Source organism: Xaviernesmea oryzae, assembly GCF_900109605.1.
GTDB lineage: Bacteria > Pseudomonadota > Alphaproteobacteria > Rhizobiales > Rhizobiaceae > Xaviernesmea > Xaviernesmea oryzae.
Map to the genome: position 1 here is coordinate 124,356 of NZ_FOAM01000006.1, position 11,899 is coordinate 136,254.

Annotated in this window: 12 protein-coding genes and 1 tRNA gene; 10 read left to right on the forward strand and 3 right to left on the reverse strand. The window is 62.2% G+C overall.

The features are described 5' to 3' along the window. Nucleotides 1-32: 32 nt before the first annotated feature. The 5 genes from cpdR1 (at nt 33) to BMX61_RS09305 (ending at nt 2,384) form a co-directional block, all read left to right on the forward strand. The gene (gene cpdR1, locus BMX61_RS09285) at nt 33-395 is read left to right on the forward strand and encodes a response regulator CpdR1 (RefSeq protein ID WP_075626930.1); all 363 of its coding nucleotides are present in this window, start codon (nt 33-35) and stop codon (nt 393-395) included. 82 nt (nt 396-477) lie between these two features. Then, nucleotides 478-552 (forward strand) — tRNA-Val (locus BMX61_RS09290). Between the two features lie 402 nt (nt 553-954). Then, nucleotides 955-1,305, forward strand: a complete 351-nt coding sequence (locus BMX61_RS24645) for a hypothetical protein (protein ID WP_075626929.1) — start codon at nt 955-957, stop codon at nt 1,303-1,305. 440 nt (nt 1,306-1,745) lie between these two features. Then, the gene (locus BMX61_RS09300; RefSeq protein WP_139198901.1) at nt 1,746-2,033 is read left to right on the forward strand and encodes a hypothetical protein; all 288 of its coding nucleotides are present in this window, start codon (nt 1,746-1,748) and stop codon (nt 2,031-2,033) included. Between the two features lie 123 nt (nt 2,034-2,156). Then, complete coding sequence (locus tag BMX61_RS09305; protein WP_075626927.1) at nt 2,157-2,384, forward strand: hypothetical protein; 228 nt, start codon at nt 2,157-2,159, stop codon at nt 2,382-2,384. A gap of 266 nt (nt 2,385-2,650) precedes the next feature. On the opposite strand, the gene BMX61_RS09310 is transcribed toward BMX61_RS09305, so the two are convergent. Further along, entirely contained in the window at nt 2,651-2,851 is a 201-nt protein-coding gene (locus BMX61_RS09310; protein WP_075626926.1) for a hypothetical protein, read from the reverse strand. Nucleotides 2,852-3,110: 259 nt separating this feature from the next. Between BMX61_RS09310 and BMX61_RS09315 the strand changes: the two genes are divergently transcribed. Next, nucleotides 3,111-3,512: a VOC family protein gene (locus BMX61_RS09315; protein WP_075626925.1), complete on the forward strand. Its 402-nt coding sequence runs from the start codon at nt 3,111-3,113 to the stop codon at nt 3,510-3,512. Between the two features lie 80 nt (nt 3,513-3,592). Here the strand turns inward: BMX61_RS09315 and ilvD are convergent, their stop codons facing one another. After that, nucleotides 3,593-5,434 carry a dihydroxy-acid dehydratase gene (gene ilvD / locus BMX61_RS09320; RefSeq protein WP_075626924.1) on the reverse strand — a complete coding sequence of 614 codons (1,842 nt, stop codon included), beginning with the start codon at nt 5,432-5,434 and terminating at the stop codon, nt 3,593-3,595. Between the two features lie 253 nt (nt 5,435-5,687). On the opposite strand from ilvD, the gene BMX61_RS09325 reads away from it, so the two are divergent. The 4 genes from BMX61_RS09325 (at nt 5,688) to BMX61_RS09340 (ending at nt 10,783) form a co-directional block, all read left to right on the forward strand. Further along, a complete protein-coding gene (locus tag BMX61_RS09325; RefSeq protein WP_075626923.1) occupies nt 5,688-5,951 on the forward strand; it encodes a hypothetical protein in 264 nt (87 codons plus the stop codon). Between the two features lie 10 nt (nt 5,952-5,961). After that, complete coding sequence (locus BMX61_RS09330; RefSeq protein ID WP_075626922.1) at nt 5,962-6,162, forward strand: hypothetical protein; 201 nt, start codon at nt 5,962-5,964, stop codon at nt 6,160-6,162. Between the two features lie 189 nt (nt 6,163-6,351). Further along, nucleotides 6,352-9,027, forward strand: a complete 2,676-nt coding sequence (gene treY / locus BMX61_RS09335) for a malto-oligosyltrehalose synthase (RefSeq protein WP_075626921.1) — start codon at nt 6,352-6,354, stop codon at nt 9,025-9,027. Nucleotides 9,028-9,265: 238 nt separating this feature from the next. Then, nucleotides 9,266-10,783 (forward strand): phospholipase D-like domain-containing protein, encoded by a 1,518-nt coding sequence (locus BMX61_RS09340; RefSeq protein WP_075626920.1) that lies wholly within the window; start codon nt 9,266-9,268, stop codon nt 10,781-10,783. Nucleotides 10,784-10,881: 98 nt separating this feature from the next. Here BMX61_RS09340 and BMX61_RS09345 read toward each other — a convergent pair whose 3' ends face one another. Beyond that, nucleotides 10,882-11,844 carry a lysylphosphatidylglycerol synthase domain-containing protein gene (locus BMX61_RS09345; protein WP_075626919.1) on the reverse strand — a complete coding sequence of 321 codons (963 nt, stop codon included), beginning with the start codon at nt 11,842-11,844 and terminating at the stop codon, nt 10,882-10,884. Between the last annotated feature and the right edge of the window lie 55 nt (nt 11,845-11,899).

An 11,899-nucleotide genomic window follows, 5' to 3' on the forward strand; every position in this document is an offset into this window, starting at 1 on the left:
GATGCTTTAAGGACAGCAACGGCTGGACATCCATGACTGCAAAGATTCTCCTCGCAGAAGATGACAATGACATGCGCCGCTTCCTGGTGAAGGCGCTGGAAAAGGCAGGCTATAAGGTCCTGTCCTTCGACAATGGCGCCAGCGCCTATGACCGGCTTCGCGAAGAACCCTTCTCGCTGCTCTTGACCGACATCGTCATGCCCGAAATGGACGGCATCGAACTTGCCCGGCGGGCGACCGAACTCGATCCCGACCTCAAGGTCATGTTCATCACCGGCTTTGCCGCTGTGGCACTCAACCCGGACTCCAAGGCGCCGAAGGATGCCAAGGTGCTCTCCAAGCCGTTCCACCTGCGCGACCTCGTCGACGAGGTCAACAAGATGCTGGCCGCATAGGCCTGTCAAAAAAGACGCAAAAAACCTTCACATCCCGTCTTGACGCCGCGAAGGGTTTTGTGGTCTATGCCGCTCATCGGATGGGCGTGTAGCTCAGCGGGAGAGCACTACGTTGACATCGTAGGGGTCACAGGTTCAATCCCTGTCACGCCCACCATCCAGATTAGTCTTACAAGACCTTCAAGGCCCTGCAATTGCAGGGCTTTTGTCGTTTTGGGGTGTCGTGAAGTTCCCTCACGTTGAGGCTTGTCGCGCTCATTCATTCCATTGCGCAACTCGCTCTGCCCCCCTCACCTTTCCAGGTGGAGAGAAGTTATTTCGGGCGACAATGTAACGGATGTTTCATTGCCGGGATTCGCTCGCGCTCTGGCAGGGCCTACACAGAAATATGAGGGCCTTTTGCGTCGTGCTCCTTAGGTTCAACGAACCTACCCTCATGCCGACCCGATCTGCCTCAATCCGACCCGATCATGAAATTGCTGTCACGTTCCGATCGGCAAGGAACGAATTGCCCCGCATCTCATTCATCGCTTGTCATTTACATTCGAAAGGACACAGGATGAAAACCCTGCTGATGGCAGCCTTCGCTCTCTCGCTCGCCGGCTCGGCGCTCGCTCAGGATGCGCCACCGCCCCCGCCGCCGGGAGGCCCCGCGCCGGTTGCCGGCGAAGCGGCTCCGCCACCCCCGCCGCCGCCGGGTGAAGCCGGCAAGCCGCCGCGTGGGCCACGTCCGCCGATGATGGAAGAAGGCCGCCCGATGCCGCCGCCGCCGCGCCCGCCCAAGGGTGCGCATTTCCGCATCGAGAAGGGTGACACCAAGGTCGAGATCAAGTGTGACGAGGAAGAGCCAATGAAGGCCTGCGCCGACACGCTGATGCAGATCCTCGATCGAGTCGAGCTGAAGGACTAAAAGCGCCTCTTCGCAGATCGTTTGGTGGGCTGCAATGGCAGGCGCTTGAAAGCCACGATCTCGATCAGACAGCGGGAGCTGCGGGTGGACTTCTCGAAGTCGCCCGCAGCTCTTTTCCGTTTTCGATCCAGAGGGCTCTGCATTTCGACCTCTGTACTGCAGAGCGGTTTGTCTGCCTTGAAATTTGGGTGCGCAACCAGAGGTAGTCCCCCAGTGTTTTACGGATGGGCTTGCGATAAACTTGGTGGCACGACTTTGCCTTTAGGCTTCCGCCACCCTAAATTCAGAGTGAAGATGGTCACTGGCATATGCGCGAAGCTGCAGAGACCCTAGAGCTTCGCCTCTGTACGTCAGTTTATGGGAAAGGCGGCCTGGCCGGAAGCAGGGTCGCTGTTGTGCAGGCCAAATCCGCCTGGCCCACGCATGGATGGGAGACGACGATGATCAAGCCGCTTGCCCTCAGCCTGTCGCTGCTGCTCATGCCCGCAGCGGCCGATGCGCAGTATAAGAATTACGAGGTGACCCCGACGGGGCGCTGTGGCGCACAGGGCACCTATGGAAACCAGAACTTCCAGATCGACTGCAGCGGCAATTCCCGATCCGGCCAGATTGGCGGACGCCGGCCGGGTGTGCGCTCCGAGCGCCCCTCCTCCGTTCGTCGCGGCAGCACGGGCGCCACGCAATCGCGCTGCTTTGTCGATGGCAATGGCAACAGCTTCTGCCAATAGGACTTCGGTCTCCGATAAGGTGTGCGGAAGCATATCGCTTTGGCAGAAACCTGTACGGGAACAGGATCGGGGTAGCGCAGACACACCGCATCGCTTCGCCCGCGTTTGAGAGGATGAACCCGGATGACAAATCTGCCTGACGATGTGGAAGACGCGCTGGAAAGCTTCATGGCGCAGGAAGGCCTGTCACGCGAAGAAGCGCTAGGGCGGATCCTGCGTGATTGGTTTTCACGCCGTTCGGCAGCAGATCCAGGAGATGCGGCGGCGGCCGATAGCAAAGGCGCCCCGGACCGGCCGAACCCCGACTTCGTGCAATATCCCGGCTATTTCAAAGGCGATGGCAGCCTGTGAGACGGCGTCGTCCATATGGCCGATCGGTCAAACATATATGTCCTTGCCATCGGAGCTGGGCATAAAGCTGCCTGAATTGAGCCCAATCCCCCGACTGGGCGATGAGGCTGGCAGTTTTAAGATACAAGTCAATGAACCTCGTCGCCCACAGATTCAAAACAGGAAAGGCCTCCGCATTGCTGCAGAGGCCTTGGAAGAACTCAGTGCTGATCACCGGCCGGCTCGACAGGGCGACTTGAGGTCACTTGTACGTCCGACCTTCATGCTCACGCCATGGCCGCTGGGTCACCGATCGGCAGAAGGGCGGGTTCCTTCAGCGTCGGATCGTTCGGGTTCTTGCTATCGCCGGGATTGAGAACCGGCGGCTCCGGCGGGCGATCCTGGCCGCGATCGGGCAAGCCTGGCGTCGCCAGAGGGCCACGCGGCGTTTCGGCGTCGGGCGTCGGAATGGGATTGCGGTTTGGCATCGGAAACTCCTTTGCTCTGTTTCAGCAAGCCGGCTTTGTTCGCCGGACGCATGGACAGATAACGAGCAGCCGACCGCGATGTTCCCATCCGGAGGTCGATCAGCTGACAAAAGCCGTGATGCTCAGGCCAGGATGCCATGCTTTGTCAGGATAGCGTGACGCGTGCGCAGCGTTTACAGTCCCGGCATCACATCAGGACTGTCCGGACGATCGATCACGTCTGCATGGCACCGGGCAGCACCAAGAGGAGGAGCCTCGCATGCGCATGATCTTCGTCAATCTCCCGGTTCGGGATCTCGACCGCTCCAAGGCCTTTTTCGAGGCTTTGGGCTTCGCCTTCAATCCGCAATTCACCGATGAGAACGCGGCCTGCATGGTAGTGGCCGAGAATATCTATGTCATGCTGCTGACCGAGGCGCGCTTCAGGGATTTCATTCTCGATGAGATCGCAGACACGGCGAAAGCAACGGAGGTTCTGACCTGTCTGTCGGCCGAGAGCCGGGCGGAGGTGGATGATCTCCTCGCCAAGGCGCTGGCCCATGGCGGCAAGCCGTGGAAGCCGGTGACGGATCTCGGCTTCATGTATGGCGCAAGCTTTCAGGATCCGGATGGCCATGTCTGGGAGCTAGTCCACATGGCGGCGCCCGCGCCGGGCACATGAGGCAGGCTGCGGTAGGCCCGACATGAAAACGGGCGGAGACATGCGCCTCCGCCCGCGGATGTGATCCGTGACGAGATCGCCTATTCGCGATCGCCCAGATCGCGTACTGCGCCACGGTCGGCCGAGGTGGCAAAGGCGGCATAGGCCTTGAGCGCCGTGGTCACCTTGCGCTTGCGCTGTTCGGCCGGCTTCCAGCCCTTGGCATCCTGTTCGGCGCGGCGGGCGGCGAGATCCTCGTCGCTCACGCGCAGCGAGATCGTGCGGTTGGGAATGTCGATGTCGATCATGTCGCCTTCGCGCACCAGGCCGATCAGGCCACCATTGGCAGCTTCGGGCGAGACATGGCCGATGGACAGACCGGACGTGCCGCCGGAGAAGCGGCCGTCGGTGATCAGCGCGCAAGCCTTGCCGAGGCCCTTCGACTTCAGATAGCTCGTCGGATAGAGCATTTCCTGCATGCCGGGGCCGCCCTTGGGGCCCTCATAGCGGATGACGACGACATCGCCGGCGACGATCTGGTTGGACAGGATCGCTTTGACCGAGGCATCCTGGCTTTCGAAGACACGGGCCGGGCCGGAGAAGACCAGGATCGATTCGTCCACGCCGGCCGTCTTTACGATGCAGCCGTCGACCGCCAGATTACCCTTCAGCACGGCAAGGCCGCCATCCTTGGAGAAAGGATGTTCGACCGAGCGGATGACGCCCTTTTCGCGGTCCATGTCCAGATCGTCCCAGCGGGCTTCCTGGCTAAAGGCCACCTGTGTCGGCACACCACCCGGGGCCGCGCGGAAGAAGCGGCGCACGGTTTCCGAATTGGTGCGGGTGATGTCCCAGCGGTCGATGGCGTCGCCCAGCGTCTCGCAATGCACGGTCGGGCAATCGCGGTTGATCAGGCCGCCGCGATCGAGCTCGCCGAGAATGCGCATGATGCCGCCGGCGCGGTGAACGTCTTCCATATGCACGTCCGCCTTGGCGGGCGCCACCTTGGAAAGGCAGGGCACCTTGCGTGACAGACGGTCGATATCGTCCATGGTAAAGTCGATTTCGCCTTCGTAAGCGGCAGCGAGAATATGCAGAACGGTGTTGGTCGAGCCGCCCATGGCGATGTCGAGCGACATCGCATTCTCGAAGGCTTCCTTGGTCGCGACCGAGCGCGGCAGGATCGAGTAATCGTCCTGCTCATAATGGCGGCGGGCGAGGTCGACGATCAGATGGCCGGCCTCGACGAAGAGGCGCTTGCGGTCGGCATGGGTGGCGAGCGTCGAGCCATTTCCTGGCAGGGACAGGCCCAGCGCTTCGGTCAGGCAGTTCATCGAATTGGCGGTGAACATGCCCGAGCAGGAGCCGCATGTCGGACAGGCCGAGCGCTCGATCACTTGGACATCGGCATCGGACACCTTGTCGTCGGCCGCCGCAACCATGGCATCGACCAGGTCGAGCGCATGGGTCTTGCCGTTGAGCACGACCTTGCCGGCCTCCATCGGGCCGCCGGAAACGAAGACAGCGGGAATGTTCAGCCGCATGGCGGCGTTCAGCATGCCGGGCGTGATCTTGTCGCAATTGGAAATGCAGACCATGGCGTCGGCGCAATGGGCATTGACCATGTATTCGACCGAGTCGGCGATGATCTCGCGCGAGGGCAGCGAATAGAGCATGCCGTCATGGCCCATGGCGATGCCGTCATCGACCGCGATGGTGTTGAATTCCTTGGCGACGCCGCCGGCCGCTTCGATCTCGCGGGCAACCAGCTGCCCAAGATCCTTGAGGTGGACATGGCCGGGAACGAACTGGGTGAAGGAGTTGACCACCGCGATGATCGGCTTGCCGAAGTCCCCATCCTTCATGCCGGTTGCGCGCCAAAGGCCGCGCGCGCCGGCCATGTTGCGGCCATGGGTGGTGGTTCTCGAACGATATGCAGGCATGTGATGTCCTCGGACGGTGCTGACGGGGCGCGTCTTCAAGGCAAAGGGCGGCCTCCACGGTCGTCATACCCTTCCGGCTGCGCGTATTTGCGGCGTTCCTAGCGCAAAACGGGGCCTACGTCACCTTTTGCTTTTGCTGGAGGCCGGTGCCGTCTTTGTGGCCGGGATGGGAACGGGCCGCGCCGGGGAACAAAGGGTAGCCTCCTGTGGTTTCGAGGGGCCAATGCCGTCTTCGGCGATCGGAGGGTTCCAAATGAGCACGTCGTCCACAACCACCGACCACAAGACCATTCGCGAATGGGCAGAGAGCCGCGATGGCCATCCAGCCAAGGTGAAGGGCAGCAAGGACGGCGGCATCCTCCGGTTCGATTTCGGTGAGCCGGAAGATTCCCTTGAGACGATCTCCTGGGACGAATTCTTCGAGATTTTCGACGAAAACGGCCCCGCGCTTCTCTATCAGGACCAAACGGCAGAGGGCAAAACCAGTCGCTTTTCCAAGTTCATCGACCGGCATTGAGGCGCTCAAAATGACCAAACATCCCAAGACACAGAAACCCGGCGATACCGATCTGACCGAGGATCCGGGCGTTGGCCGCACGCGCGGGCTTCAATCGCGTTCCGACGACGAACTCCTGCAGGGCGAGAACACGGTGGAAGGCGACACCGCCAATGACACCACGCCCGAAGGCGGCGTCGATCCGAGCGATCGCGGCCGCATCAACAAATGACCAAGGCAGCTTCAATGGGGACGGACATGCGTCAGCCCTGATCGGATCGTGCTTACTTCTTGCCAGCAGCGCATTCGCCTCATCCCGGCGGATGCGATTTCTCATATCCGCAGCTTCTTCCTCCCGCCTTCATCCCCGCCGGTCCCTCGGCCATCTTGAACCCGTTCCAGCTACAAGGCGCTTCTCTCCATGACCCGCCCCGCTTTCGCCCGCCCTCTCGCAACCTACCGCCTGCAGTTCCGCAATGGCATGACCTTCGACAAGGCTGCCAGCCTCGTTCCCTATATCAAGAACCTGGGCATAACCCATCTCTACGCGTCGCCGATCTTCGCCGCCACGAAAGGCTCGACGCACGGCTATGATGTCACCGACGCCAATCTCTTCGATCCGGATCTCGGTGGACGGGAAGGGTTCGATCGGCTGTCGGCCGCCCTCAGCGCGGCGGAACTGGGCCTGATCGTCGATATCGTCCCCAATCACATGGCCGCATCGCTGGAAAATCCCTGGTGGCGCAGCATCGTCGAATGGGGGGAAGAGAGCCCGCATGCGCGTACCTTCGATGTGGACTGGGCGCAGCCGCTGACCCTGACCGTGCTTGGCGGCAGCTTCGAGGAGGGGGTACAGAAAGGCGAGATCGGTCTGGCGATCGACCGCGAAGCCGGCGTGCTCGGCCTGTCCTATTACGAACAGGTCTTTCCGCTTCTGCCGTCCACCTACAAGATGGCGCTTGAAGGCATAGACCTGCCGCTGGCCCGCACCCTTGCCGAATGCGGTTCGAGCGCGCGCGCTGACGAGGACGAGGCCTTTCATGCCGCGATACGTCAGGCAATCGATGCCGACAAGGAGGGGATGGAGGCCCTGCAAACGGCGCTGAAAGCAGTCAAGCCGGGCAGTATTCTCGCCCTTTCGCAGGCGCAGCCCTACCGGCTGATGGATTGGAAGAAAGCGGCGAGCGGCCTGAGCTATCGGCGCTTCTTCGAAATCGCCGGGCTAGCCGGCCTGCGCGTGGAAGATGAGCAAGTGTTCGAGGCGTCGCATCGTCTGATCCTCGATCTCGTCCGCAAGGGCATCGTCCATGGCCTGCGCATCGACCATGTCGATGGCCTTGCCGACCCCAAGGCCTATCTCGACCGGTTGCGCGCCGCCGTCGGTCCCGATGTGCCGATCGTCATCGAAAAGATCATCGAGGAAGAGGAGAGCGTTGCCGAGGACTGGCCGGTCGAGGGAACCACGGGCTATGAGTTCGTGGCCGCACTGGCACAGCTTTTCACCGCCAAGGACGGCATGACGACGCTTGGCGCAGCGTATGACCGCTTCGCGCCAGGCGAAGCTTATGACGACATCCTGCAGGATGCCAAGATGCTGATGCTGCGGGAAAATTTCGAAGGCGAGGTCAAAGCGCTGACCCGTATCGGAAAAGAAGCGGCGGGACAGGCGGATGGAGCCGGCACCGGCAGCGCCGAGGCCTTTGCCGGGGCCTTGCGCGCATTGGTCGCGGGCTTTTCCGTTTACCGCACCTATGGAACAGATGGTCCCTTGAATAGCGCCGACGAGAAAGTGCTGGATGCGGCGCTGGCGAAGGCCGCAGGCGATCTTTCCGTCGAGGAGCGCGATGCGCTTGGCGACATCGAAGCGCTGCTGAGGGGGCGTCGCCCAGGGGAAAAAGCCGCCCTGTTTCGCACGCGCTTCCAGCAGTTGTCCGGCCCGGTCATGGCCAAGGCGATGGAGGACACCGCCTTTTATCGCTACAACGCCTTCCTGGCCTTGAACGAGGTCGGCGGCAACCCGGTCGAGCCGCATCCCTCGATCGACGCCTTCCACGATGCCATGGTTCGCCGCGTCAGCGAGCAGCCGGAGGCGCTGTCGACCACGGCGACCCATGACACCAAGCGTGGCGAAGATGCGCGGGCACGCCTCTATGCGCTGTCGCAGGGACCGCAGCGATGGATCGACGCCGTGGGTCGCTGGCATGCCACACAGGCCGGTTCGGTCAAGGACCTGCCCGGCGGCAAAGCGCCTGAACCTGCCGTCGAATGGGGTCTCTATCAGGCGCTGGCCGGTGCTTGGCCCGTAGGCCTGAAGACCGACGACGCCAAGGGCATCGAAGCCTTCGGCGAGCGTTTTGCAGCCTATGTCGAGAAGACGATGCGCGAGGCCAAGCTGCGCAGCTTCTGGGCCGAGCCGGACGAAGCCTATGAAGGCGCTGTTCAGGATTTCGTCCGCCAGCTCCTGTCGTCTCATACCTTCCTGCAGGACTTCGCAGCGACGCTCGGCCCCTATGCGCTGACGGGGCTCTACAATGGGCTGGCGCAGACCTTGGTCAAGCTCGCCGCGTCCGGCGTGCCCGATATCTACCAGGGTTCGGAAACGGACGATTTCAGCCTGGTCGATCCCGACAATCGCCGCATGCCGGATTTCGCACGTCTGGAGCGGCTGGCACAGCAGCCTGCGACGATCCGCCTTGATCTCGACTCGCTGGAAAGCGGCGCAGCCAAGCAGGCGCTGGTGCGGCGCGGTCTGGCTGCACGCCAGGCACTGCCAAACCTGTTTCTGAAGGGCGATTATCGCCCACTCAGTCTGTCGGGAGACCATGCCGAGCGCTTCGTGGCGTTTGCGCGGGTTTATCAGGGACAGGCCGCCATCGCGGTCGCCCCGGTCCGGATCCATGATCTGCTGGAAGCCTCCGGTGCGCAGGGGTTGGACACGGCGGCAGCCGAAATCAACGTTCATCTGCCCGAAGACCTGATCGGGCGTACCTGGCACGACCGCCTCGGCACGGACGAGGCCGCGGTCGAAGCGGACGAAATTCTGGCGCTTTCCGCCAGCGCTGCGGCGCCCTTTCTGTTAATGACCACCGAAGGTTGAATTTGGCGGGCCGACAGGCCCTCTCAGGAACAAATTCCCGCTGAGACCGTTGACGGGGCGTCGCCCCGTCGACCCGTTTTGCGCCATGATCGATTACTGGTGACCCAAAACCTCGATCCTTGCGCAGGTCGGATCTTGGGGTGGTACGTGAGGAAGCCGGTCATGCCTGAAAGAGGCATGATTGGCTCACCGACACGTGGATCACCCCCCGGGGCGGGTTTGTTTGAGGGAGCTTCTTTTGTCAGACCGCGGTTCAGTTCTTTCCCGCGCCTCCAAGGCCTTTGGCCGGCGCGGGCACATTATCCGTGTCGGCGAAAATGCCTGGCGCTCGGTGGCTGCCGAGCGGCTCGCTTTCCTGATCGATGCCGCGCAATATTACGCGGTGCTGGACCGGTTGCTGCACAAGGCCGAGCGCGAGATCCTGATTGTCGGCTGGGATTTCGACCCCGATATCCGCCTGCGGCCGGATCTGGCGGACAGCCCAACATTGGGCGACATCCTCCTGTCCCTGGTCGATGCCAATCCGGCGCTGCGGGTTCGAATCCTCATCTGGGCCATGGGCCCGATCTATTCCGGCAAGTCGCTGAAGCTGTTTCGCAAACATGGCTGGCCCAACCATCCGCGCATCGAGCTGCGCTTCGATGGCCGCCATCCCGTGCGCGGCTCGCATCACCAGAAGATGGTGTCGATCGATGATCGCATCGCCTTTCTCGGCGGAATCGACCTGACGGCGCGGCGCTGGGACGACAACCAGCATCTGCCCGGCAATCCCTTGCGCGTGACGCCCAAGGGCGAGCCTTACGAGCCGGTGCACGACATGCAGGCCATGCTGTCGGGCCCTGCGGCCGGTGCCGTGGGCGATCTCATCCGCCTGCGCTGGCGCGGTGCAATCGGCCCGGTCGAGGCACCCCAGCTGGATGATCTCACGGCGAAGCAGGCCGCCGACATCTGGCCTGACGAGATCAAGCCCGATCTGACCGATTGCCGCGTGGCCATTGCCCGCACGGAGCCGGACGGCCCCGATCATGACGGCCACCAGGAATCCATCTTGCTGCTGAAGGAGGCGCTGAAGGCCGCGCGCCGCCATGTCTATATCGAAGCGCAGTATCTGGCGTCTTTCGGGATAGCCGATATTATCGCCCAGCATCTTGAGCAGCCCGATGGGCCGGAGATCCTGATCGTCGTCAGCCGCATCTCGCACGGCTTCATCGAGAAGATCATGATGGGCAACAACCGCGACCGGCTGATCCGCCAGCTAAAGCGCCGCGATCCCTATGACCGCTTCCGCGTGATGTATTCGGTCGTGCCGAAACCAGGTGGCGGCGAGCAGGAAGTGCTTGTCCATTCCAAACTGGTCGTCGTTGACGATGTCTTCCTGCGCATCGGTTCCTCCAACCTCAACAATCGCTCGGAGGGGTTGGATACGGAAGCCGACATCGCCGTCGAGGCTGTCAGCGAAACGCACCGCCAGGCGATCACCGCGCTGCGTGACAGGCTGTTGGCCGAGCATCTCGACGTCACGCCGGAGGCTGTCTCCCGCTCGATCGCCGAGACCGGATCGCTGCTCGACGGCATCGAGGCGGTCAATCACAATCTGCGCGGCCTGCGCCATTTCGATGTGGATGTAACCAAGGGCGCGGTCGATCCTATCCCAGGCACAGCCATCGTCGATCCGCACAGGCCATTCCGGCCGTTCAAGGCGATCATGACAGGTATGAGCCAGATCGCCCGCCGGCTGCGAACAGCAGTGTTCTGAGAGACTCTGCCAGTCCTGCAATGCTGCCCCAAAACAAAGCCCGCCAAATCCGAAGGACCGGCGGGCTTTTTGATGGGCGCTTTCGGGAAAAACAGGGATCACGCCGGATGGGCGTGACCTTCAGGCGCCTCGTCGTGGCGAGGCTTGGTCTTTTCGCCCTTGCGGATCAGCATTTCGCTGCCGATCAGCAGCGGCAGACCAATGGCCAGCGGGATGAAGTAATAGACGACGCGAAAGGCGATGACGGCGGCAACCGATTGAGCACCGGGCAGGATGTGGGCAACCGTCGCTTCGAGAACGCCGATGCCACCGGGCACATGGCTGATGATCGCCGCGACATTGGCGATGATCGAGACGGCCGCGACCTTCAGATAATTGGCGTCGGAGAAGGCTGACAGCATCTGGTGCAGGCTGGCGGCGACAAAGGCGAAATTCAGCGTGCCGATCAGAACCTGGCCCGCGGCAAGCGGCAGGCTCGGCATGGTGAAGCTCCAGCTGCGCAGCTGAAGCGGCTTGCGCAGCGTGGCGGCAAGGCCGAGATAGACGAGCGGCAGGAGGAGCGATGCGATGCCAAGCAGGAAGACCGTCTGGGTCGAAAGCCCCGTCATCTGCACGGCCTCCTGCGGCCGCAGGAACAGGCCGAGCGAACCGAGCGTCATCAGGCCGAGCGCGACCGTGACACCGCAGAAGAGCACGATCTTGGCGACATCCTCGGCGGTCAGCCCCCAGCGCGCATAATAGCGATAGCGCACCGCACCGCTGCTCAAGGCGGCAACGCCGACATTATGGCCGATCGACAGGGAAACGAAGGAGGCGAGCAGCGTGCGGTGGAAAGCCAGCCGCTTGCCGGCATAGCGCACGCCCATGGCATCGAAGCAGGAGAGGCAGAGATAGGAACATGCGGCAAAACCGAGGCTGGCGAGGAGATGGCTCACGGGAATGGCGCGCAAGGCATCGAGAATTTCGTCGAGCGAATATTCCCGCAAGGTGCGGACAAGCAGGTAAAGAGCGGCAATGACCGCGACGATCATGATAGCGCGCAGGAGAAGACGAAACGTCATGGGTTCGATCCGAATAGGCCCAACGGCGGGGGCGCTTGCCCGTGAAGAGAAACCG

Excerpts from the sequence above, each read along its gene's own strand:
- cpdR1 (WP_075626930.1), top strand. The coding sequence starts at position 33 with ATGACTGCAAAGATTCTCCTCGCAGAAGATGACAATGACATGCGCCGC.
- BMX61_RS24645 (WP_075626929.1), top strand. The coding sequence starts at position 955 with ATGAAAACCCTGCTGATGGCAGCCTTCGCTCTCTCGCTCGCCGGCTCG.
- BMX61_RS09300 (WP_139198901.1), top strand. The coding sequence starts at position 1,746 with ATGATCAAGCCGCTTGCCCTCAGCCTGTCGCTGCTGCTCATGCCCGCA.
- BMX61_RS09305 (WP_075626927.1), top strand. The coding sequence starts at position 2,157 with ATGACAAATCTGCCTGACGATGTGGAAGACGCGCTGGAAAGCTTCATG.
- BMX61_RS09310 (WP_075626926.1), bottom strand. The coding sequence starts at position 2,851 with ATGCCAAACCGCAATCCCATTCCGACGCCCGACGCCGAAACGCCGCGT.
- BMX61_RS09315 (WP_075626925.1), top strand. The coding sequence starts at position 3,111 with ATGCGCATGATCTTCGTCAATCTCCCGGTTCGGGATCTCGACCGCTCC.
- ilvD (WP_075626924.1), bottom strand. The coding sequence starts at position 5,434 with ATGCCTGCATATCGTTCGAGAACCACCACCCATGGCCGCAACATGGCC.
- BMX61_RS09325 (WP_075626923.1), top strand. The coding sequence starts at position 5,688 with ATGAGCACGTCGTCCACAACCACCGACCACAAGACCATTCGCGAATGG.
- BMX61_RS09330 (WP_075626922.1), top strand. The coding sequence starts at position 5,962 with ATGACCAAACATCCCAAGACACAGAAACCCGGCGATACCGATCTGACC.
- treY (WP_075626921.1), top strand. The coding sequence starts at position 6,352 with ATGACCCGCCCCGCTTTCGCCCGCCCTCTCGCAACCTACCGCCTGCAG.
- BMX61_RS09345 (WP_075626919.1), bottom strand. The coding sequence starts at position 11,844 with ATGACGTTTCGTCTTCTCCTGCGCGCTATCATGATCGTCGCGGTCATT.